We start from the raw sequence: 20,305 nt of genomic DNA on the forward strand, positions 1-20,305 counted from the left end.
TTCAGGCCGACTTGCGATACTGCGGTGAGAGTTCGTCGGCGCGGTCCCACGGAGACCAGTCGACTTCGCGTCCATCGAGTTGGGCCGCAACAACTTCCAAGCCCGCGTGCCAGCCCGCGGCATGGGCGTACGCGGACTCTTCGTCTTCCATCGTGTGGGTGAGGGTCAGCCAACAGCCGCCGGTGCCGTCCGGAGCCAGCTCCCAATGCAGAGTGTCTGCGTCCCAGAGGAATTCGAGAATTCGGTGTGGGTGGACGCTGATGACCGTGCCACGTGTCACGTGATCTGCGGGTAGTCCGAAACGCTCGACCTGTTCCGGCGTGACCTTGAACAGCAGATCTGCGCCGGGAGTGAGATCGAAATCGACGTCCGCCGGGAACCAGGCGTCGAGGTACTCGCGTTCCGTTATCACTTTCCAGACTTTGTCCGGTGCGTGCGGAATCGCCAGTTGGAAGCTCAGTGACACCCGACCGTCATAGGTCAGGTTTATCTTGCCGTTGTCCATCGGTGCCTCCAATGCTTGGTGCCCGTGCGGTTGCCCCCATCGTGCCATCTAATTGCACAGGATGGAATAACTGCAGGTCAGATCGTTACCTATTGATAGGTTATGTCGATTTGTCTCGTTTTGAGAGCGGCGTTCTCGATGCGTTTCGTGGCGGTGAAACAACCGCGCGGTACGCTGGCCACGCACGACTGGCGCGGGTGGGAATTACCACCGGGGAGTGCACATCGCGAGGCATCGACCGCCTGGGTGCTTCACACATCTTGTGTGAAGGGGGATTCATGTCTACCGAAAATCTGCCCAACCGGAACGTGGTGGCTCGAATAATCGACGGACGCGCAATTGCCGATGCTGCGCTCGCGGACTTGTCACTGCGCACGAGGCAGTTTCGTGATGAGACCGAGCACGTTCCTTGCCTGGCAGCGGTTATCGTGGGAGCGGACCCGGCCTCGAAGGGCGTATGTACAGATGAAGGCCAAACGGTCTGTCGTCGTCGGAATGACGTCGCGGACGGTCGAACTCCCGGTGAGTATAACCACTGAAGAACTCGTCGACGTGCTGAGAGCGTTGTCGGCGGACCCTTCGATCGACGGCATACTCCTGCAACACCCGGTGCCAGGCCACATCGACGAACGGGCTGCGTTCGACGCCATCTCGGCCGACAAGGACGTCGACGGCGTCACTTCGGCATCTTTTGCGGCAATGGCGTTGTCCGGAGGTGGATTCGAATCGTGTACGCCGAGTGGCATCCTGCGCCTCCTCGACGCCACAGGCGTCGAACTCGCCGGAAAGCATGCCGTTGTAGTGGGCAGAAGCCCCATCCTCGGATTGCCGATGGGAATGCTCCTCCTGCGTCGGGACGCAACCGTGACGTACTGCCATTCGCGAACCGTCGACCTGGCCGCTCACGTCGGTACGGCGGACGTCGTCATCGCTGCCGTCGGCGTGCCGGAACTCGTCAAGGGTTCGTGGATCAAGCCCGGGGCAGTAGTGATCGATGCGGGGTACAACGCGGGCAACGTCGGCGACGTGGAGTACGGCGCCGCGCTCACTCGCGCCGGTGCAATCACACCGGTGCCGGGTGGTGTCGGCCCCATGACGGTTGCAGTACTGCTGGAACAAACTCTCGCCGCGGCAGTTCGGGCGACTGAGGTTCGGGCATACAGTGAGAATCATGACAAACGTGGTGGACCGAATCGGTGATGTAAGCGCTTCGCTTGTAGATCTGTACAAAGATCTGCACGCGCACCCCGAGTTGTCGTTTGCGGAGCATCGGACCGCCGGAATCGTCGCGGATCGATTGCGAGACCTCGGCTTCGAGGTTCATTCCGGAGTCGGCGGAACCGGAGTAGTAGGCGTTCTCCGAAACAGCAGGAGCCTCCGAAAGAGCATTAGCGCAACCGTTCTGCTTCGGGCGGACATGGACGCATTGCCGGTCGAGGAAGTCACCGGTCTCGATTATGCAAGCACGGAGCGAGGAACCGACAAGGAGGGCAACGACGTTCCGATCATGCACGCGTGCGGGCACGACATGCATGTTGTTGCGTTGCTCGGCGCCGCTCGGATCCTCAGTGAAACCGTCGACTCGTGGTCGGGCACGCTCGAGGTCGTGTTCCAGCCTGCAGAGGAACTCGGTGCCGGCGCGCAGGCGATGGTCGACGACGGGTTGTACGACCGCATTCTCAAACCCGATGTGGTTCTCGGCCAACACGTTGCGCCGGCACCGGCGGGAATCGTCGGATTGCATTCCGGGGCAGCATTCGCTGCGGCTGACAGCATGCTGGTGCGGATGTTCGGGAGGGGCGGGCACGGATCGCAGCCTGAGACCACGATCGATCCGATCGTCATGGCGGCATCGGCAGTGATGCGGTTGCAGACGGTGGTCTCCCGCGAGATTGCCGGCAGTGATACAGGTGTACTGACAGTGGGCCAGTTTCACGCAGGTACGAAGAACAACATCATCGCCGATCATGCGGAGTTCGGTTTGAGCATTCGGACCGTCGAACCGGAAGTCCGAACCCGGGTATTGGACGCGGTGCACCGAATCGTCCGCGCAGAGGCGCAGGCATCCGGCGCCGTCCGTGATCCCGAACTGATTGCACAGGAGTCGTTTCCGGTGCTGATCAACGACGGCGCGGCCTGCGATCGTGTGAGCGCTGCGTTCAGAGGCGTGTTCGGGGAACACGGCGTCATCGATCCTGGACCGGTCACCGGGAGTGAAGACGTCGGGATCCTCGCCGACGCGGCCGGAGCGCCGCTGGTGTACTGGCTCCTCGGCGGTGCGGATCCCGAGGCTTATCTGAAGGCCGCAACAGCGGGAACCGTCGGGGAGGACATCGCATCGAACCACTCACCGCGGTACGCCCCGGTGATCCAGCCGACCCTCGACAACGGAATCGCCGCGTTGACCACAGCTGCGCTGGAATGGCTGAGCTGAGCGCGCAATTGGGTATCGAGGGTCAGTTGTCGGCTGCGGGGATGTCGATAGTCAGCTGGGACGGGGAATCGGATGTCGACACCGTGTACGCCGGCCGGGTCTGGAGAGTGCCGATAAACGACTGCAGGATCGTATCGTTCGTACCGGCACTCTCCATGCGGGTGATGTTTGTGACGTCGAGGGGAGCCGAGACAAGACTCGGATGCGACCGGACTCCCATCAGATCGACCTGAAGTATCGATCGACTACCGACATCTACGACTGTGCTGTCTCCCGCTCGGATTGCTTCACTGACGTATTCGGTTTTCCAGAACACCGGTCCGTCGCCGTCGAAGCGATAGGTGATGCGGGTGAAACCATCGTGATCGGTCACGTCGATCGCGGTCACGTCGACGGGTGGATTCGGTGAAGCGATCGCTGTGTCGCTGGGCAATGAGGGAAGTGTGGAGATATCGGTGGACGCGGCCTCGATCGGGCGAGGGCCGACCTGAAGGGTGCCGGTCCGTGTTGCAGCGTCGAGGAGGACCTGGGTGGAAGAGACGACCTGGGTGGAAGATCCGCCGGCAGTGTCGGATTCGTCGTCTGTCTGACATCCGGTGAGCAGGCAGATACAAGACATGGTTCCGAGCAGAGCAATCAACCGGCGACCGTTCATGGATCGAACCTAGCGGCGGTTGATCCGGGGTACAGCCGAATGCCGAAACCTTGCGGTACGGCCGGCTGCTGCAGTGGTGCCCTCGGTGAGACTCGAACTCACACTGGACGGGTTTTGAATCCGTTTCCTCTGCCAATTGGGATACGAGGGCTTGTTGCGATGACTACATTAGAAGATGCGATTTCAATGTCAAACACCGGTACCCTCTAATCGTTCGCGTCTCGTGTCGGGGCGGTTCGATGGAGGAGGATGGTGGCCATGAATTCGCCGCAGCCGCAAGGCAATCAGCTCGCACCCCGTCGTGTTGTCGTCGCTGAAGACGAGGCGTTGATCCGCATGGATCTGGTCGAGATGCTCCGCGAAGAGGGCTACGACGTCGTCGGCGAGGCCGGTGACGGACAGGTGGCGGTCGAGTTGGCCGAGTCACTCAGGCCCGATCTGGTCATCATGGACGTGAAGATGCCCAGGAGGGACGGCATCGACGCGGCTTCGGAGATTGCCGCCAAGCGCATCGCTCCTGTTGTTATTCTCACAGCGTTCAGTCAGCGCGAGTTGGTCGAGCGCGCACGCGATGCCGGCGCCATGGCCTACTTGGTCAAGCCGTTCTCCATCAGTGACTTGGTGCCTGCCGTCGAATTGGCGGTCAGTCGCTTCCGAGAGGTGACCGCGCTCGAGCGTGAGGTCGCCGATCTGTCCGACCGACTGGAAGCACGCAAGCTCATCGAGCGCGCCAAGAGTGTTCTGATGGTTCGCCAAGCGCTCACCGAACCCGAGGCGTTCAAGTGGATTCAGCGCGCCGCGATGGACCGTCGCTCCACGATGAAGGCCGTCGCACAGGTCGTACTCGAAACTCTGGGCGGCGAACCGGACGCTTGAGCAAAGTGTCCGAGTTTCGGCTGCTGCGTCGACCGTCGAAACGCCGCGCAGCGCTACGGCCGTGTAAACACTGTGCGCCTTCAGATAACAGTCAGGTCACAGGGCTTTCTTGAAGGATCGCGAAACGGTTCCAAGGTCTAGCGTCTGATCCCACAGCGAGCGCCAGTTCGGGTGGCGCGAGCACCGGCTGATCTTAGGAGCGTGGGATGGCTAGACGAACACTTGTGCGTACTGCTGCAGTTCTCGGCGCGGCATCACTGGCACTTGCAGGCTGTAGCTCGGACAAGTCGGATGACTCGTCTTCGAGCGGCTCTACGTCCGGCGCTTCCGCCGCGACGACATCCGTCACGACCGATTGCACCCCGGAGCAGGCCAAGGCCGGCGCCACCCCGTCCACGGAAGCGCTGCGCATCGGCACGCTTCTTCCCGACACCGGCAGCTTGTCGTTCCTCGGGCCGCCGATGGTTGCAGGCACCCAGCTCGGCGTCAACGATGTCAATGCCGCTGGAGGCGTTCTCGGCCAACCCGTCCAACTGATCCCTGGCGATTCGGGTGACACCACGACGGACACCGCCAATTCCACCGTCGACCGCGAATTGGCGGCAGGCACTCAGGTGATCGTCGGCGCCGCGTCGTCGTCGGTCTCGCTCAAGGTGATCGACAAGATCGCCAGCGCGGGCGTCGTGATGTTCTCTCCTGCCAACACGTCGGACCAGTTCGTCTGCTATCCAGACAAGGGCATGTACTTCCGCACCGCTCCGACGGACGTACTGCAGGCTCAGGCCGTCGCACAGCTCATTTCGGACGACGGTGGTCAGCGCGTAGCCATCATGGCTCTCAACGACCCGTACGGGACGGGTCTGGCCGACAACATCGAAAAGAATTTGATCGATTCGGGTGTCCCCTCAGATCAGATCGAGAAGATCATCTACGACCCGAACGCGCAGTCGTTCAACTCCGAAGTCGATCAGGTCAAGAACTTCAATCCGGATGCAGTTGCATTGGTGGGCTTCGAAGAGTCGGCGAAGATCATCACGCGCATGCACGAAGTGGGCATCGGCCCGTCGGACGGAATGGCGATGTACGGCGTCGACGGCAACATGGGTAACGCGCTCGGAGAATCCGTGGCGAAGCCGTTGCTCGACACGATGCAGGGAACGACGCCGCTGACGGATGTCGGAGCTGCCTTCCAAGATCGTCTGAAGGCGGTCAACCCCTCTCTGATCGACTTCAACTACGCCGGAGAGTCGTACGACGCGGTGGTGATCTCGGCACTTGCTGCCGAGCAGGCGAAGTCGACGGCGGGCACAGACATCGCGGCGAACATCAACAGCGTCACCGAAGGTGGCACCAAGTGCACGTCCTACGTGGAGTGCTTGCCGTTGGTGAAGGCGGGTACCGACATCGACTACGACGGCATCACCGGTGAGTTGGACTTCAACGATTCGGGCGAGCCGTCCATCGGTTCGTACGGAAAGCTCAAGTTCGGCCCTGAGAACACGCTGACCACAGAAGGATTCGTGGTGGTGGGTAAGTAAGTCGTAGGCAAGTAAGCAGTCGACGAGAATGGGCCAGGGTCGCGAGACCCTGGCCCATTCTCATGTCGTGCCTACTTCTCTTTGCTCCCGGCGAGCGTTCCCAGATACAGCTCGATCACCTTGGGATCGTTCATCAGATTGGCGCCGGTATCGGTGTACGCGTTCTTGCCCTGATCGAGTACGTAGCCGCGATCGCAGATCTGAAGGCAGCGGCGCGCGTTCTGTTCGACCATGATGACCGAGACACCCGCAGCATTGATCTTCTTGCAACGGATGAACACCTCGTCCTGGAACATCGGGGACAGGCCCGCGGACGGTTCGTCGAGGAGCAGGACCGACGGATCCATCATCAAAGCCCGGCCCATCGCGACCATCTGACGTTCGCCGCCCGAGAGTGCGCCGGCCTTCACCTTTCGTCGTTCACTCAGGAGTGGGAACAATTCACTCACGAAGGCGAATCGCTCTGCGAATGCCTTGGGTCGCAGATAAATTCCCATCTCGAGGTTTTCTTCGATAGTCAGAGTCTGAAAGACGTTCTGTGTCTGGGGGACGTACCCGACTCCCTTCTGCACGAGGACGTGAGCGGGCGCGGACGTGATGTCGTCCTCACGGAGAGTGACCGATCCTTCGCGAACCGGTATCAAACCGAACAATGACTTCAGGAGTGTCGACTTGCCTGCGCCGTTCGGTCCGATGATTCCGACGATTTCTCCCTCCTTCAGGAAGAAGTTGCACTCACGCAGGATGTTGACGCCGGGAATGTAGCCGGCGACGAGGCTGTCGGCGCGGAGCAGTGCACCTGCCGACAGTCGCTGATGCTCTTGCGCTGTCGCGGCGAACTCTGCGGGCGTGAGTGAACGTGCTTGGTTCTCGCTCATGGCTTCTCGTGCCTTCCGCGCGGTTCCTCGGGACTCGATTCCAGCGTCGCGGCGAGATCGGCCGGGAGATTGTCGATGTCGGGCTCCGAGAGGTCACCGCCCGCCTCGAGGGTTTCGACCTCGGCTTCTGCCAGGGCGGCTGCCAGAACGGCCGTCTCGCCCACCGGATTTCCGTCGTCGTCGAACTCGAGGGCCTGGTCGTGGTGGCTGCCCAGATACGCGTCGACGACAGCTGTGTTGGACGAGAGTTCGTCCGGAGTGGACTCGGCGATGACGCTGCCCTGTGCCATGACCACCACCCAGTCGCTGATGTCTCGGATCACGTCCATGTCGTGCTCGACGAAGACGACCGTCATTCCGTCGTCGCGCAATGACTTGATGTGACCGAGCAGGCTTTGCGTCAGAGCGGGATTGACGCCTGCCATGGGTTCGTCGAGCATCACCACCGAGGGCGAGGTCATGAGTGCGCGAGCCATTTCGAGCAGTTTGCGCTGTCCGCCGGAGAGGGAACCGGCGAGGTCGTCAGCTTTCGTGTCGAGTTTGAAACGCGCGAGGAGTTCGTTGGCGCGCTCGGTGATCTCGCGTTCCTGACCCTTCCAGATCCACGGGACAAGCGAGGCGAAGATGCGTTCACCTCGTTGACCGGTGGCGCCCAGACGTACGTTGTCCAGCACCGTGAGTTTGGACAGCGCCTTGGTCAACTGGAACGTCCGTACCACTCCTTTCCTGGCTACCTGGTGGGGATACATGCGGCCCAGCGATTGACCGTCCATCGACCACGTACCGGTGTCCGGACGGTCGAAACCGGTGAGGAGGTTGAAGAGGGTGGTTTTCCCGGCGCCGTTGGGGCCGATCAGACCCGTGATGCACCCGCGTTGAATTTCGAGGTGGCCGACATCGACGGCTTTGAGGCCGCCGAACGTGCGCGAGACGTTGTCCGCGATCAGTACCGGGTCGGGTTTTGCCGATCCCGGAAGATGTGGAACGTCGGCAAAGATCTGTGCTCTGGTATCGGCGTCAAGCATTGAGTTGCACCTCCCGCTTGTTACCCAGTATTCCCTGCGGTCTGAAGACCATCAGAAGAGCGATCATCAAGCCGAGCAGGACGTACCGAGTGGCTCCGACCTGTTGTTCGGTCAGCGAGAGCAGCGGATTTTCGCCGGAGATCGCCTGACGCAACAAAGCGTCGGGAATGGCGAGGAGGAACCAGAACAGCATTGCGCCCACTACCGGGCCGAAAACCGTTGCCGCCCCGCCCAGAATCAGTGCGCCGAATGCAAAGAACGTCTGCGCGGTCGAGTAGAAGTCGGGGTTGATGGACTTGGTCTGGAGGGCGTTGAAAACACCGGCCAGACCACCGATCACGCCGCCGAGAACCAGGGCCTGCATCTTGTACACGAAGACGTTCTTGCCCAACGATCGCGCCGCATCCTCGTCTTCACGAACCGCCTTGAGGACACGCCCCCATGGGCTGTGCGTCAACAGGTAGACAAATCCGCACAAGATCAGGACCAGCGTCCAGCCGACGACCATGGACCAGAGATCGTCGCCGTAGAACTTCACGCCGAGAAACGAGTACTGCTTGGCCGAGTCGAACGGGCTCAGTGCGGTGAACGGATCTGCGAAACCGAACAGGCCGTTGGTGGAACCGGTGACCGAATCCGACGCGGTCGAGCGGAAGATCAGACGCAAAATCTCCGAAGCCGCAATGGTGACGATGGCGAGATAGTCGGCGCGCAGACGCAGCGTCGGAATACCGAGCACGAGCGCGAGAAGACCGGCCGCGGTGAGTCCGACGAGGATGCCGAGCCAGAGCGGCTGGTCGTAGGTCACGGTCATGATTCCGACGCCGTAGCCGCCGAGAAGGGCAAAACCGATCTGACCGAAGTTTAGCAGTCCGGCGTAGCCGAAGTGCAGGTTCAGCCCGATTGCCAGCAGCGCGTAGAAGATTGCCGACGGCCCGATCAACTGGGCGAAGGAAACCTGGAAAGCTCCCATGATGTCCATGTTCGTCACCCGATCCTTTGTCTGGATCCGAGGATGCCCTGGGGGCGAACCACGAGGATCACGATCAAGACGAGAAGTCCGCCGATGTATTTGAGGTCGGGGTTGATGATTAGCGTCGAGAGTTGGACCAGAAGTCCGACGATGACGCAGCCGAGTAGCGCCCCGTACGCCGTTCCCAGACCACCGAGGGTGATTCCGGCGAACATCAGCAGCAACAGTTTGAAGCCCATCTCCCACTGGACGCGTCCGCCGAGCTCGGAGATACCGAACAGCACACCGCCGAGAGCAGCCAATCCGCCGCCGAGGCCCCAGACGAACATGATCACGCGCTCGACGTTGATACCGGACGAAGCGGCGAGGTCGCGGTTGTCGGAGACGGCGCGCATGGCTTTTCCGATGCGAGTCCTCTGCAGAAGTAGTGCGACGCCGACCAGGACTACCAGACTGACGATCATGACTACGGCGTTGGCGTCGGTCAAAGCGATGGGGCCCCAGTTCTTCTCGACCTGCCCCTGGTAGTCGTCGAAGGGTTCTGCTCGATCGGAGAAGAAGATGAGGATCAGGTAGCGCAGGGAAATCGCGAGACCGATGGAGACCACCAGTTGTGCGATCAACCCGGTCTTGCGTTTACGTAGGGGCTTCCAGACGATTCCGTTGGTCAGCAGTCCGATCCCGATACCGACGAAGATCGCGAGAACGGTGGCGGGAATCAGCGGAATGCCGAACGAGGTGTTGATCACCCAGGCTGCGACGGCACCGAGGGTGACCATCTCGCCGTGCGCGAAGTTCGTCAGACCGGTCGTGCCGTAGATCAAACTCAGACCCACACCGGCGATCGCGATCACGAGACCGAACCGCAGACCGTCGACCGTCGTGCGGATGAGTTTCTCGCCGAAGCTGACATTCGAGGCGGTACGAACCTCGCCGAACGAGAAGATCACGGTGTTCGCGCGGCCGGCCACCACCTCGCGTTCGACAGTGGCTTGCACACTCACCCCGTCGGGGAGGGTGTCCGCAACGATCTCGAATGTGTAGGTGCCCGGGGCTACGGCCAACTCCCAACGGCCGTTCGATGCCGACTCGCCGGTGGCGACCTCGGTGCCGGAGGAATCGAGCGCGCGCACCGTAACGCCCTCGAGTCGGGTGCCACCGTTGTTGAGATTGCCGCTGACGGGCACGGCGTTGTCGGGAACCGGTTTTGCCGGTCCTGACGAGGTCGGCGGTGCAGGGGAGTTGGTCGGTGCAGGGGAGTTGGTCGGTTCCTGGGCCCCGGCAGTTCCGGCCAGGCTGAGTAATGCGAAGAACGTGAGTAACGCAAAGGCCAGTAGTCGGCTGAGTGTTGCGAGGGTATGCCGTTTCACTACGGGTGGAGCCACGTACGTCCTCCGAGCGGGTCGGGACTAGCGCGTCTGGACAAAGGTGCCACGCAGCGGAGGGCTTGATCCGTTGCTGCGATTTCCGGACTCTAACGGCTCTGTTCGCTTCAGATGGGGTTCTGAGATTTCCGGGATGTTTCGGTTCCGTATCGAAGGCCGATGGCTGCATCAATTGTCCGATTCTTGTGCCTGTTCCTGCGTAAACAACGGCGAAGGCGTCGATGTCGGTCGCGATCCCTAGACTGATGAACCGTGAGCCCCGCAACCACAACTCGGTCCAGCACGTCCACCGCTTCAGCCGGCACCACCGGCAAGGCGGACGATCGCCCTCTTCTGATGCTTCTCGACGGGCATTCGTTGGCGTTTCGCGCCTTCTACGCGCTGCCTGCAGAGAACTTCAAGACACACAGTGGGCAGGCCACCAATGCGGTGTACGGCTTCACGTCGATGTTGATCAATCTTCTCCGCGACGAACAGCCGACCCACTTGGCTGCGGCCTTCGACGTTTCGCGTCAGACGTTTCGCGCCGACCTGTTCCCTGAGTACAAGGCGCAGCGTGCGAAGGCTCCGGACGAATTCAAGGGCCAGATCGACATCACCAAGGACGTTCTCGGCGCGCTGGGCATCCCGGTCATGGCCGAGGAAGGTTTCGAAGCCGACGACGTGATTGCCACGTTGACCACGCAGGCTGAGGCCCTCGGATACCGAGTTCTCGTCGTGACCGGCGACCGCGACTCGCTGCAGCTGGTGACCGACAACGTCACTGTGCTCTACCCGAAGAAGGGCGTCTCGGAGCTCACCCGATTCACGCCGACGGCCGTCGAGGAGAAGTACAGCCTCACTCCGTCGCAGTATCCGGATTTTGCTGCCCTGCGCGGCGACCCGAGTGACAACCTCCCCGGTATCCCCGGCGTCGGGGAGAAGACCGCCACCAAGTGGATCCGTGAGTACGGCGACCTGCAGGGTCTGGTCGACAACGTGGACAAGGTCCGTGGCAAGGTCGGCGACTCACTACGCGAGAACCTTGCAAACGTCCTGCTCAATCGCCAGTTGACCGAAATGGTTCGCGACGTTCCGTTGCCGTACACGCCCGAGCAGTTGGTGTTGGCTCCGTGGGACCGCGAGAAGATTCATGCGTTGTTCGACGATCTCGAGTTCAAGGTTCTCCGCGATCGACTGTTCGCGACCCTGTCGTCGTCCGAACCCGAAGCCGAAGAGGGCTTCGAGGTCAGTGGCGACGCACTCGCCCCGGGTGCGGTTGCCGCATGGCTCGACGCTCACGCGCGAACCGGTGAGCGTCACGGCGTGACGGTGCTCGGAACCAGAACTCCGTTTGCCGGCGACGTCACTGCACTCGCGATCGCGGCCTCCGACGGCGAATGCGCATACATCGCGGCATCGACGGCAACGCCGGAAGATGAAGCGGCTCTCGGTGATTGGCTTGCGGATGCATCCCAGCCGAAGGCGCTGCACGAAGCCAAGTGGGCGATCCACGCTCTGCGTGGGCGCGGTTGGACGCTCGGCGGACTGACCAGCGACACCGCTCTGGCCGCCTATCTCGTCCGGCCGGGTCAGCGCACCTTCAATCTCGATGATCTGTCGCTCCGCTACCTCAAGCGTGAACTGCGTGCCGAAACATCCGGCCAGGAACAGCTTTCACTTCTCGACGATTCCGAACAGCTCGACGCCGAAGCTGCCGAGACCGCGATGCTCAGCGCTCAGGCCGTTCTCGACTTGGCGGCTGCGTTGGACACGGAGTTGGAGTCGATCGAGTCCAAGGCGCTCCTCTCCGACATGGAACTGCCGTTGACGATCGAGCTCGCGCAGATCGAGGCCACCGGCATCGCCGTCGACAGCGCGCATCTGCACGATCTTCAGAGCCGTTTCGCGTCCCAGGTCGCCGACGCCGCAAACTCCGCGTACGAGGTGATCGACAAGCAGATCAACCTTGGTTCGCCGAAGCAGCTGCAGGTGGTCTTGTTCGAAGAACTCGACATGCCCAAGACCAAGAAGACGAAAACGGGCTACACCACCGACGCCGAGGCGCTGCAGGGTCTGTTCGACAAGACGGGACACCCGTTCCTCGAACACCTTCTCGCGCACCGTGATGCGACGCGTATGAAGGTGACCGTGGACGGTCTTCTCAAGGCCGTGGCCGAAGACGGTCGCATCCACACGACGTTCAACCAGACGGTTGCCGCGACCGGACGTCTGTCGTCGACCGATCCCAACCTGCAGAACATCCCGGTCCGCAACGATGCGGGGCGCGAGATCCGCGACGGATTTGTGGTCGGGCAGGGGTTCGACGTTCTGCTCACTGCCGATTACAGCCAGATCGAAATGCGCATCATGGCGCACGTGTCAGCTGACGAGGGACTGATCGAGGCATTCAACACCGGTGAGGATCTGCACAGCTTTGTCGGCTCCCGCGCATTCGGTGTACCGATCGAAGAGGTCACTCCTGAACTGCGTCGCCGGGTCAAGGCGATGTCCTACGGTCTGGCTTACGGACTGAGCGCTTACGGATTGGCTTCGCAGCTGAAGATTTCGACCGAAGAAGCGAAGCAGCAGATGGATGCGTACTTCGCTCGTTTCGGCGGTGTGCGGGATTACCTCCACGCCGTAGTCGAGCAAGCGCGTAAGGACGGTTACACCTCGACGCTCTACGGCCGTCGTCGGTATCTGCCCGATCTCAACAGTGACAACCGTCAGCGTCGTGAGGTGGCCGAACGTGCTGCCTTGAACGCGCCGATCCAGGGCACGGCGGCCGACATCATCAAGGTCGCGATGATCAACGTGCAGAAGGCTCTCGCCGACGCCGGATTGAAGTCGCGCATGCTGTTGCAGGTTCACGACGAATTGGTGCTCGAAGTGGTTGCCTCCGAGTTGGAGGAGGTCACTGCATTGGTCAGGGACAAGATGGCCACAGCCATCGAGTTGTCGGTACCGCTGGATGTTTCGGTGGGAACTGGTCGAAGCTGGGACAGCGCGGCTCACTGAGTCGGCAACAAAAGGGCTGGCTACGAAAAAGGCTGGGCCGGAATCGCATTCGATTCCGGCCCAGCCTTCTTTCGCTACTCGGCAGAGGCGGTCTGCTCTGCGATCTGCTTGCGGACCTCGTCCATGTCGAGTGCCTTGACCTGAGTCACCAGCTCTTCGAGCTGAGCGGCGGGAAGTGCGCCGGCCTGGTTGAACACGAGAACGCCTTCACGGAAGGCCATGATCGTGGGGATGGAGCGGATGTTGGCGGCCGCTGCGATTCCCTGCTCGGCTTCGGTGTCCACCTTGGCGTGAACGACGTCGCTGTGCTTCTCGGAGGAGGCTTCGAACGTCGGCGCGAACTGGCGGCACGGGCCGCACCAGGAAGCCCAGAAGTCCACGAGGACGACGTCGCTGCCGTTGATCGTTTCGTCGAAGTTCTGTTGGGTGAGTGTCTGGGTGGCCACAGGGGTCCTTTCCATTGTGCGGGCTGTTGGTGTGTGCAACGCCCCGGAACCGCTGATTCTTCCCTGAGTGGATTTCAGCTTGCGTTCTCGGTCGCCCGAAACGTCCGGCGGTACGCCTGGGGCGTGGTGCAACGCAGGCGAATGAAGTGCTGGCGAAGTACGGCGCCGCCGCCGAATCCGACGCGCTCTGCGATGACGTCGACGGAGAGGTCCGAATTCTCGAGTAGTTGCTGGGCGGCCAGTACTCGCTGATCGCTGAGCCAACGCGCGGGGGTAGTCCCTGTTTCCGCTTGGAAACGACGCGCAAAGGTGCGAGCGGACATGTTCGCTCGCGCTGCAACCATGCCGACAGTGAGGTCGACGGCGAGGTTCTCCGTCATCCAGTCGAGGAGCGGGGCAAGAGTTGCGCTCGGCGTCGAGGTGAGGGGAGTGGCGACGTACTGAGCCTGACCGCCGTCACGATGGGGCGGTACCACCATCCTTCTCGCGATGCCGTTGGCCACGCGAGAGCCCTGTTCCTTGCGGACGATATGCAGGCACAGATCGATTCCTGCTGCGGTGCCGGCACTGGTGAACACCGGATCTTCGTCCACATACAGCACGTCCGGATCGACCTTGGCTTCCGGATACGTCTGGGCCAGCCTTTCGGCGTGACGCCAATGCGTCGTGCATCGCTTCCCGTCCAGCAGTCCCGCCGCCCCGAGGACAAACGCGCCGGTGCACAGGCTAGCCACCTTGGCGCCCCGGGCCACGGCCTCACGGAGCTTGATCAGCAGGGGATCGACACTCGAGTCGGGGCTCGGTGAGCACATGTACGCGTCGCCTGCGTCGTAGGTGCCACCGGCGGAAACGACGATGAGATCGGCGTCATCGAGAGAGTCGAGGTTGTACGGAACATCGATGTTGTAGCCGAAGCGTGTTCGGATCGGGCCCGGAACTGCGGCGATCAGAGAGAAGTCGTACGTCGGGAGGCCGTCGTCGGATCGGTCGAAGCCGAATACTTCACATGCCACGCCGAGTTCGAACGCCTCGGTCATCGGCATCAGTGGGACCACCACTTTCGCGAGCATCTTTCGAGTGTGACAGAAAAACGGCAAAGTGGCAGAAAATCGTCCAAGTCTGGCTTTTCTGCCACTATTGAAGGGCGCGGCCTTGCGTCAGGCTGGACACATGGCAATCATCGTCATTACTCTCCTGGTCCTCCTGGTCCTGAACTTACTAGCTCTTGCCGGCCGTACGCCCGACACCCGTCACGACGTCAGTCCTCATGGAGACTTCACTCTGTGAGGGTGAGTCTAGTTTTTCAATACACCGCAGCTGCGGTGGTGTGGGGAGCCAGTTTCCTCTTCATGAAGATCGGGCTCGAGGGTTTGTCCTTCACGCAGGTAGTTCTGTGGCGCTTGGTCTTCGGCGCTCTCGCGCTTGTTCTCGTGTCAGCGGTGAGTCGGATCTGCATACCGAGGGACTTTCGCGTCTGGAAACACATGGCGTTTCTCGCAGCGACGCAATGCATCGTGCCGTGGCTGCTGTTCAGTTGGGCCGAGCAGAGCATGTCTTCCGGACTCGCGAGTATCTACAACGCCACCACACCATTGATGACTATGGCTGTCTCGCTTGCCTTTCTGCCGGGTGAGACGCTGACGCGATACAAATCGCTGGGGTTGCTGCTCGGATTCGCCGGAGTGCTGATCGTGTTGGCGCCGTGGAATCTCGGCGTCGGCGGAAGCCTCAGTGCTCAGTTCGCCTGCCTGGGAGCGACTGCGTCGTACGGGATTTCGTTTGTCTACCTCAGACGCTTCGTGCTTCCGCTCGGGATCGACACCCGCACGGTCGCGTTATTGCAGATCAGTATCGGTGCACTCGTGATGGTTCTCGCCTCTCCGGTCATCGCGAATACACCGATGCACCTGACGCCGGCAGTTGTCCTGTCGATGATCGCGCTGGGCGCGCTGGGGACTGGGCTCGCGTTCATCTGGAACACCAATGTGGTTCAAGGGTGGGGGCCGACTGCAGCGTCGACTGTCACCTACCTCAGCCCAGTCGTGGGCGTCGCGCTCGGGGCAATAGTGTTGAACGAGAGCATCGGCTGGAATCAGCCGGTTGGTGCACTCGCGGTGATCGCGGGAATCCTGGTGACCCGACGAGCAACCCGATCTGTCACAGTGGCTGCGTCAGTAACCATTCCGTCTTCTGTTCGCCGTCCCAGCGCCTGATCGCTCCACTGCGCCCGTGAATCACGTCGGTGCCGACCAGAGCGATGGCCTCACCCAGACGTGCAGGTTCGACGCGCCGGGCGAGCGTCACATGCGGCGTCCACCCGCCAGGCTCGACGTGGGCGGGAAGCGCAGTCGATCCGACTGTTGCTTCGGCTATCTCTCGGTGCAGGTGAAGGAGCGCGCGCGAAGGAATGACCGAGCGGGCCAAGACCATCTGCTTGCCGCCGAATACGACGTAGCCACCCAGCCGGATTTCGAAGTCCGGGGCCGAGAAGCGTCGCTTCAACAGTTCGTCGATCTCCGCGGGGATCTCGCGGGCGACGAACAGCGTGATGTGCGGGCGGTTGGACGGGCTGTGATGGGACGCCTGACTTGGGAATCCGGCGTCGGCGAGAAGCTGCCATTGCGCGCGCACTGCCGACTCACTCACCGGATCGAGGAGCAATTCCACCGACTGGACCATGGTGAGCAATGATTGCCTGATGACAGGTGCGAGCGCAATCGGTACGCCGGCCATGCGGCTGGGACTCATGCACGGCGACGGAATCGGCCACGAAATCGTCCCGGCCACACGGCAGATCGTGGATGCGGCGTTGTCAGCGGTTCATGCGCCGCCCGTCGAGTGGGTCGAGCTTCCGCTCGGGAGCACGGCCATCGACAGCCACGGCACACCGATTCCCGACGAGACCATCGATGCGTTGGAGCTGCTGCAGGGTTGGATTCTCGGACCCCACGACAGTGCGTCCTATCCGGAGAGGTTTCGCGGACAACTCACACCCGGCGGCGTCATCCGGAAGAAGTTCGAGTTGTTCGCGAACATTCGACCGGCAGCAGCGTTTCCCGGTGTCAAGGCGATGGTGCCCGACATGGATCTGGTGATCGTCCGCGAGAACACCGAGGGGTTGTACGCGGACCGGAACATGGCAGTCGGCAGCGGCGAATTCATGCCGACGCCCGACATCGCCTTGGCAGTCGGTGTGTTCACGCGCGCCGCATGTGAACGGATCGCACGCACTGCCTTCGCGTTGGCGTCGCGCCGGCGCAATCACGTCACCATCGTCCACAAGGCTAACGTCCTCACGCTGACCACCGGCCTCTTCCGCGACGCCTGCCGAACCGTCGCCGCAGAGTTCCCACACGTAGTCGTCGACGACGAGCACGTCGACGCGATGGCGGCGCACCTGGTTCGGCGCGGCGGCGACTTCGACGTCGTAGTGACCGAAAACATGTTCGGCGACATATTGTCCGATCTGGCGGGCGAGCTGTCCGGATCACTCGGAACCGCGCCGTCGATCAACGCTTCCGAGACGCAGGTCATGGCTCAGGCCGCGCACGGTGCAGCACCCGACATCGCCGGGAAGAATCGCGCGAACCCAACGGCACTGTTCCTCTCGAGCGCGATGATGCTCGACTGGCTCGGTGATGCGCGTGGCGATCGGTTGTTGTCTGCGGCGGCAGGCCGGATTTCGGACGCCGTTCGCACGACCATCGCGTCGGGCATCGCCACCGCCGACCTCGGCGGTTTGGCATCGACCAGCGAATTTTCCGAAGTCGTGTACGCACACACTCTGCGTCGCTGATTCTTGTACGACAGGCCGGAATCTTGCGAAGTCGGCGACGGTGGAACTCCTGCCGTAACCTACCGTTCGACTGAATTTCGGATGGACGTTGCAAGTGCGGCGATCGACGAGTGGAGAGCAGAGTCGTGGTCGGTGAAAACGCACGGGCACCAAGGCCACGTGGCGTAGGTAGTGGCGCTGGTAGTGGCGAGGGAATGCGTGCCAACCTGGTGCGAGTCTTGTTGGTGGGCTTGATCGTCGCTCTGTGCGGTGGGTGCGTCACCAACAACGAGGGTCTCGTTCCCGAAGGACCTCCACTCGATGTCCAGAAGGTGCCGGAAATCGCTGCTCTCCTGCCGCCCAAGGTGACGGAGTCGGGCAAGTTGCAGGTCGGGGTGAACATTCCGTACGCCCCAAACGAATTCAAGGACGCGGATGGCAACATCGTCGGCTTCGACGTCGACCTGATGAACGCCGTTGCGGCCGTGCTCGGTGTCGAAGCTGTCTTCAACCAAGCCGACTTCGACAAGATCATCCCCGCTATCCAATCGGGAAGCTACGACCTCGGAATGTCTTCGTTCACCGATTCCAAGGAGCGGGAGAAGACAGTCGACTTCGTCACGTACTACAGCGCGGGTATCCAGTGGGCGCAACGTCCGGACAATCCCGTCGATCCCAACAATGCGTGCGGATTGAGGGTTGCGGTGCAGACCACAACCACCGAGGACATCGACGAAGTACCTGCCAAGAGCGAGGCGTGCGTTGCCGCGGGCAAGCCGCCGATCGACAAGATCAAGTACGACAGCCAGGACGATGCGGCCAATGCGCTCATTCTCGGTCGAGTCGACGCGCTGTCCGCTGATTCGCCAGTGACCGGCTATGCGATCAAACGGAGCAAGGGCCGGATGGAAGCTGCGGGAGAACCCTTCGATTCGGCACCGTACGGCTGGCCGATTGTGAAGGGTTCGGCCCTTGGACCCGCCCTGCAACAGGCAATGCAATACCTGATCGACAACGGCGTCTATCAACAGATCGCGCAGACCTGGAGTGTCGAGGCCGGCGTCATCGAAGTATCCAAGATCAACGGCGCGGAGAGCTGATGAACATGACAACAACTGAGACTGGCGATCCGGTGCCGATCAAGGCGATCCCACTACGTAGACCTGGTCGTTGGATTGCCGCGGTCGTCGTCGTGGTCCTCTTCGGACTGTTCGTTTACGGCGCGGCGACCAACGAAGCCTTTGCGTGGGGGACTTACGGTCAGTACCTGTTCGACAAACGGATCTCCGCTGGTGCGTGGACAACGATCCAGCTGACGGTGCTGGCAATGGTGATCGCGATCGTCCTCGGTGTGATCTTGGCAGTCATGCGACTCTCTCCCAACCCGGTGCTTCGCGCCGCGGCCTGGGGCTATCTGTGGATCTTTCGTGGAACCCCGGTTTACGTGCAGTTGGTCTTCTGGGGCTTGTTCCCGTCGATCTACAAGAGCATCGATCTCGGTATTCCTTTCGTGCATCAGTTTGCGCACATCAATCTCCAGGACTTGCAGGCAGCGTTTCTGTTTGCGGTGATCGGTTTGGCATTGAACGAGGCCGCATACATGGCCGAGATCGTCCGTGCCGGCGTGAGTTCGGTCAACGAGGGCCAGACCGAAGCATCTGTCGCGTTGGGTATGACGTGGAGTCAGACGATGCGCCGCACGGTCTTGCCGCAGGCCATGCGCGTCATCATTCCGCCGACCGGTAACGAAGTCATCAGCATGCTCAAGACCACCTCACTCGTGACGGCAGTCCCGTACAGCTTCGAGTTGTACGGTCGAGCGCGCGATATCTCGGGCGCCAATTTCGAGCCGATTCCCCTGTTGATGGTTGCGGCAACGTGGTATCTCGCAATCACGAGTTTGCTCATGATCGGGCAGTACTACGTCGAACGTCACTATTCGAAGGGCGCAACTCGTGCACTGACCACGCGCCAGCTTCAAGCACTAGCCGACGCGCAAGGCAAAGCTACGGTAGTGGAAACGCTTCCGGACACACCCGGAGGAGAACGCAAATGACACCCATGGTGAAAGCCGACCGAGTCTGTAAGAACTTCGGCGCACTCGAGGTCCTGAAAGGGATCTCGCTCGAAATCGACCCCGGCCAAGTTCTGTGCCTCGTCGGACCGTCAGGGTCGGGCAAGTCGACCTTCCTGCGCTGTATCAATCACCTCGAGCAGGTCAACGCCGGCCGTCTGTACGTCGACGGCGACCTGGTGGGCTACTCGGAGAAGAACGGTAAGCTGTACGAACTCCACCCGCGAGCCGCGGCCAAACAACGCCGCGACATCGGGATGGTGTTTCAGCACTTCAACCTGTTCCCGCACCGCACCGCTCTCGAGAACATCATCGAAGCGCCGACGCAGGTCAAGCGTGTCAGCAAGAAGAAGGCCGTCGAACGAGCGAAGGACCTCCTCGATCAGGTCGGGTTGAGCGCCAAAGCCAACGCGTACCCGGCCCAGTTGTCTGGCGGTCAGCAGCAGAGAGTTGCCATCGCCCGCGCTCTCGCGATGGACCCCAAGCTGATGCTGTTCGACGAGCCGACGTCCGCGCTCGACCCCGAACTGGTCGGTGAAGTTCTCACCGTGATGAAGCAGTTGGCCAAAGAGGGCATGACGATGGTGGTCGTCACCCACGAGATGGGCTTCGCCCGCGAGGTCGCAGATCAGTTGGTGTTCATGGACGGCGGAGTTGTGGTCGAGGCAGGCGAGCCCCGCGAACTCCTGGCCAATCCGCAGCACGATCGGACCAAGGCGTTCCTGTCGAAACTGCTGTAGC

Annotated in this window: 18 protein-coding genes, 1 tRNA gene and 1 pseudogene; 10 read left to right on the forward strand and 10 right to left on the reverse strand. The window is 61.6% G+C overall.

The window, feature by feature from the left end:
• Position 1: 1 nt before the first annotated feature.
• Entirely contained in the window at positions 2-505 is a 504-nt protein-coding gene (locus ACFWAD_RS22995; protein WP_042923025.1) for an SRPBCC domain-containing protein, read from the reverse strand.
• Positions 506-783: 278 nt separating this feature from the next.
• On the opposite strand from ACFWAD_RS22995, the pseudogene ACFWAD_RS23000 reads away from it, so the two are divergent.
• Together ACFWAD_RS23000 and ACFWAD_RS23005 are read left to right on the forward strand one after the other, a co-directional pair.
• A pseudogene (locus ACFWAD_RS23000) lies at positions 784-1,705 on the forward strand (bifunctional 5,10-methylenetetrahydrofolate dehydrogenase/5,10-methenyltetrahydrofolate cyclohydrolase).
• Entirely contained in the window at positions 1,677-2,939 is a 1,263-nt protein-coding gene (locus tag ACFWAD_RS23005; RefSeq protein ID WP_378548069.1) for an amidohydrolase, read from the forward strand. Before ACFWAD_RS23000 ends, ACFWAD_RS23005 begins: the two are co-directional and overlap by 29 nt.
• A gap of 22 nt (positions 2,940-2,961) precedes the next feature.
• Here ACFWAD_RS23005 and ACFWAD_RS23010 read toward each other — a convergent pair whose 3' ends face one another.
• A complete protein-coding gene (locus tag ACFWAD_RS23010; protein ID WP_378548072.1) occupies positions 2,962-3,594 on the reverse strand; it encodes a hypothetical protein in 633 nt (210 codons plus the stop codon).
• Between the two features lie 74 nt (positions 3,595-3,668).
• A tRNA-Leu gene (locus tag ACFWAD_RS23015) sits at positions 3,669-3,745 on the reverse strand.
• A gap of 98 nt (positions 3,746-3,843) precedes the next feature.
• Between ACFWAD_RS23015 and ACFWAD_RS23020 the strand changes: the two genes are divergently transcribed.
• Both ACFWAD_RS23020 and ACFWAD_RS23025 read left to right on the forward strand, forming a co-directional pair.
• The gene (locus ACFWAD_RS23020) at positions 3,844-4,470 is read left to right on the forward strand and encodes an ANTAR domain-containing response regulator (RefSeq protein ID WP_095973349.1); all 627 of its coding nucleotides are present in this window, start codon (positions 3,844-3,846) and stop codon (positions 4,468-4,470) included.
• A gap of 206 nt (positions 4,471-4,676) precedes the next feature.
• On the forward strand, positions 4,677-6,008 hold the full coding sequence (locus ACFWAD_RS23025) for an ABC transporter substrate-binding protein (RefSeq protein WP_317828956.1): 1,332 nt from the start codon (positions 4,677-4,679) through the stop codon (positions 6,006-6,008).
• Between the two features lie 71 nt (positions 6,009-6,079).
• Here the strand turns inward: ACFWAD_RS23025 and ACFWAD_RS23030 are convergent, their stop codons facing one another.
• The 4 genes from ACFWAD_RS23030 to ACFWAD_RS23045 are packed head-to-tail and all read right to left on the reverse strand — an operon-like array spanning position 6,080 to position 10,218.
• A complete protein-coding gene (locus ACFWAD_RS23030) occupies positions 6,080-6,886 on the reverse strand; it encodes an ABC transporter ATP-binding protein (protein ID WP_378449768.1) in 807 nt (268 codons plus the stop codon).
• Positions 6,883-7,911 carry an ABC transporter ATP-binding protein gene (locus ACFWAD_RS23035; RefSeq protein WP_378548075.1) on the reverse strand — a complete coding sequence of 343 codons (1,029 nt, stop codon included), beginning with the start codon at positions 7,909-7,911 and terminating at the stop codon, positions 6,883-6,885. The genes ACFWAD_RS23030 and ACFWAD_RS23035 overlap by 4 nt, the downstream gene beginning before the upstream one ends.
• Positions 7,904-8,893, reverse strand: coding sequence for a branched-chain amino acid ABC transporter permease (locus ACFWAD_RS23040; RefSeq protein WP_003944088.1), 990 nt, complete (start codon positions 8,891-8,893; stop codon positions 7,904-7,906). The genes ACFWAD_RS23035 and ACFWAD_RS23040 overlap by 8 nt, the downstream gene beginning before the upstream one ends.
• A 5-nt stretch (positions 8,894-8,898) precedes the next feature.
• A complete protein-coding gene (locus ACFWAD_RS23045) occupies positions 8,899-10,218 on the reverse strand; it encodes a branched-chain amino acid ABC transporter permease (RefSeq protein WP_378548175.1) in 1,320 nt (439 codons plus the stop codon).
• A gap of 303 nt (positions 10,219-10,521) precedes the next feature.
• Here ACFWAD_RS23045 and polA point away from each other — a divergent pair, with 303 nt between their 5' ends.
• Positions 10,522-13,269, forward strand: a complete 2,748-nt coding sequence (polA, locus tag ACFWAD_RS23050; protein ID WP_378548078.1) for a DNA polymerase I — start codon at positions 10,522-10,524, stop codon at positions 13,267-13,269.
• A gap of 74 nt (positions 13,270-13,343) precedes the next feature.
• Here the strand turns inward: polA and trxA are convergent, their stop codons facing one another.
• The gene (gene trxA, locus ACFWAD_RS23055; protein WP_214890358.1) at positions 13,344-13,715 is read right to left on the reverse strand and encodes a thioredoxin; all 372 of its coding nucleotides are present in this window, start codon (positions 13,713-13,715) and stop codon (positions 13,344-13,346) included.
• 74 nt (positions 13,716-13,789) lie between these two features.
• Positions 13,790-14,785, reverse strand: coding sequence for a helix-turn-helix domain-containing protein (locus ACFWAD_RS23060; protein WP_378449765.1), 996 nt, complete (start codon positions 14,783-14,785; stop codon positions 13,790-13,792).
• A gap of 213 nt (positions 14,786-14,998) precedes the next feature.
• Here ACFWAD_RS23060 and ACFWAD_RS23065 point away from each other — a divergent pair, with 213 nt between their 5' ends.
• A complete protein-coding gene (locus ACFWAD_RS23065; protein ID WP_378548081.1) occupies positions 14,999-15,928 on the forward strand; it encodes a DMT family transporter in 930 nt (309 codons plus the stop codon).
• Here the strand turns inward: ACFWAD_RS23065 and ACFWAD_RS23070 are convergent.
• On the reverse strand, positions 15,873-16,448 hold the full coding sequence (locus ACFWAD_RS23070) for a 2'-5' RNA ligase family protein (RefSeq protein ID WP_378548084.1): 576 nt from the start codon (positions 16,446-16,448) through the stop codon (positions 15,873-15,875). The two genes, ACFWAD_RS23065 and ACFWAD_RS23070, sit on opposite strands and share 56 nt — an antisense overlap.
• Here ACFWAD_RS23070 and ACFWAD_RS23075 point away from each other — a divergent pair.
• The 4 genes from ACFWAD_RS23075 (at position 16,414) to ACFWAD_RS23090 (ending at position 20,304) form a co-directional block, all read left to right on the forward strand.
• Positions 16,414-17,511 (forward strand): isocitrate/isopropylmalate dehydrogenase family protein, encoded by a 1,098-nt coding sequence (locus ACFWAD_RS23075; protein ID WP_378539708.1) that lies wholly within the window; start codon positions 16,414-16,416, stop codon positions 17,509-17,511. The genes ACFWAD_RS23070 and ACFWAD_RS23075 overlap by 35 nt on opposite strands.
• A 194-nt stretch (positions 17,512-17,705) precedes the next feature.
• On the forward strand, positions 17,706-18,590 hold the full coding sequence (locus tag ACFWAD_RS23080) for an ABC transporter substrate-binding protein (RefSeq protein ID WP_378548087.1): 885 nt from the start codon (positions 17,706-17,708) through the stop codon (positions 18,588-18,590).
• Complete coding sequence (locus tag ACFWAD_RS23085; protein ID WP_019748635.1) at positions 18,590-19,546, forward strand: amino acid ABC transporter permease; 957 nt, start codon at positions 18,590-18,592, stop codon at positions 19,544-19,546. The genes ACFWAD_RS23080 and ACFWAD_RS23085 overlap by 1 nt, the downstream gene beginning before the upstream one ends.
• Positions 19,543-20,304, forward strand: a complete 762-nt coding sequence (locus tag ACFWAD_RS23090; protein WP_019748634.1) for an amino acid ABC transporter ATP-binding protein — start codon at positions 19,543-19,545, stop codon at positions 20,302-20,304. The genes ACFWAD_RS23085 and ACFWAD_RS23090 overlap by 4 nt, the downstream gene beginning before the upstream one ends.
• The last annotated feature ends 1 nt before the right edge of the window (position 20,305 follow it).

Origin of the sequence: Rhodococcus sp. NPDC059969, assembly GCF_042738325.1 — a bacterium.
Lineage (GTDB): Bacteria > Actinomycetota > Actinomycetes > Mycobacteriales > Mycobacteriaceae > Rhodococcus_F.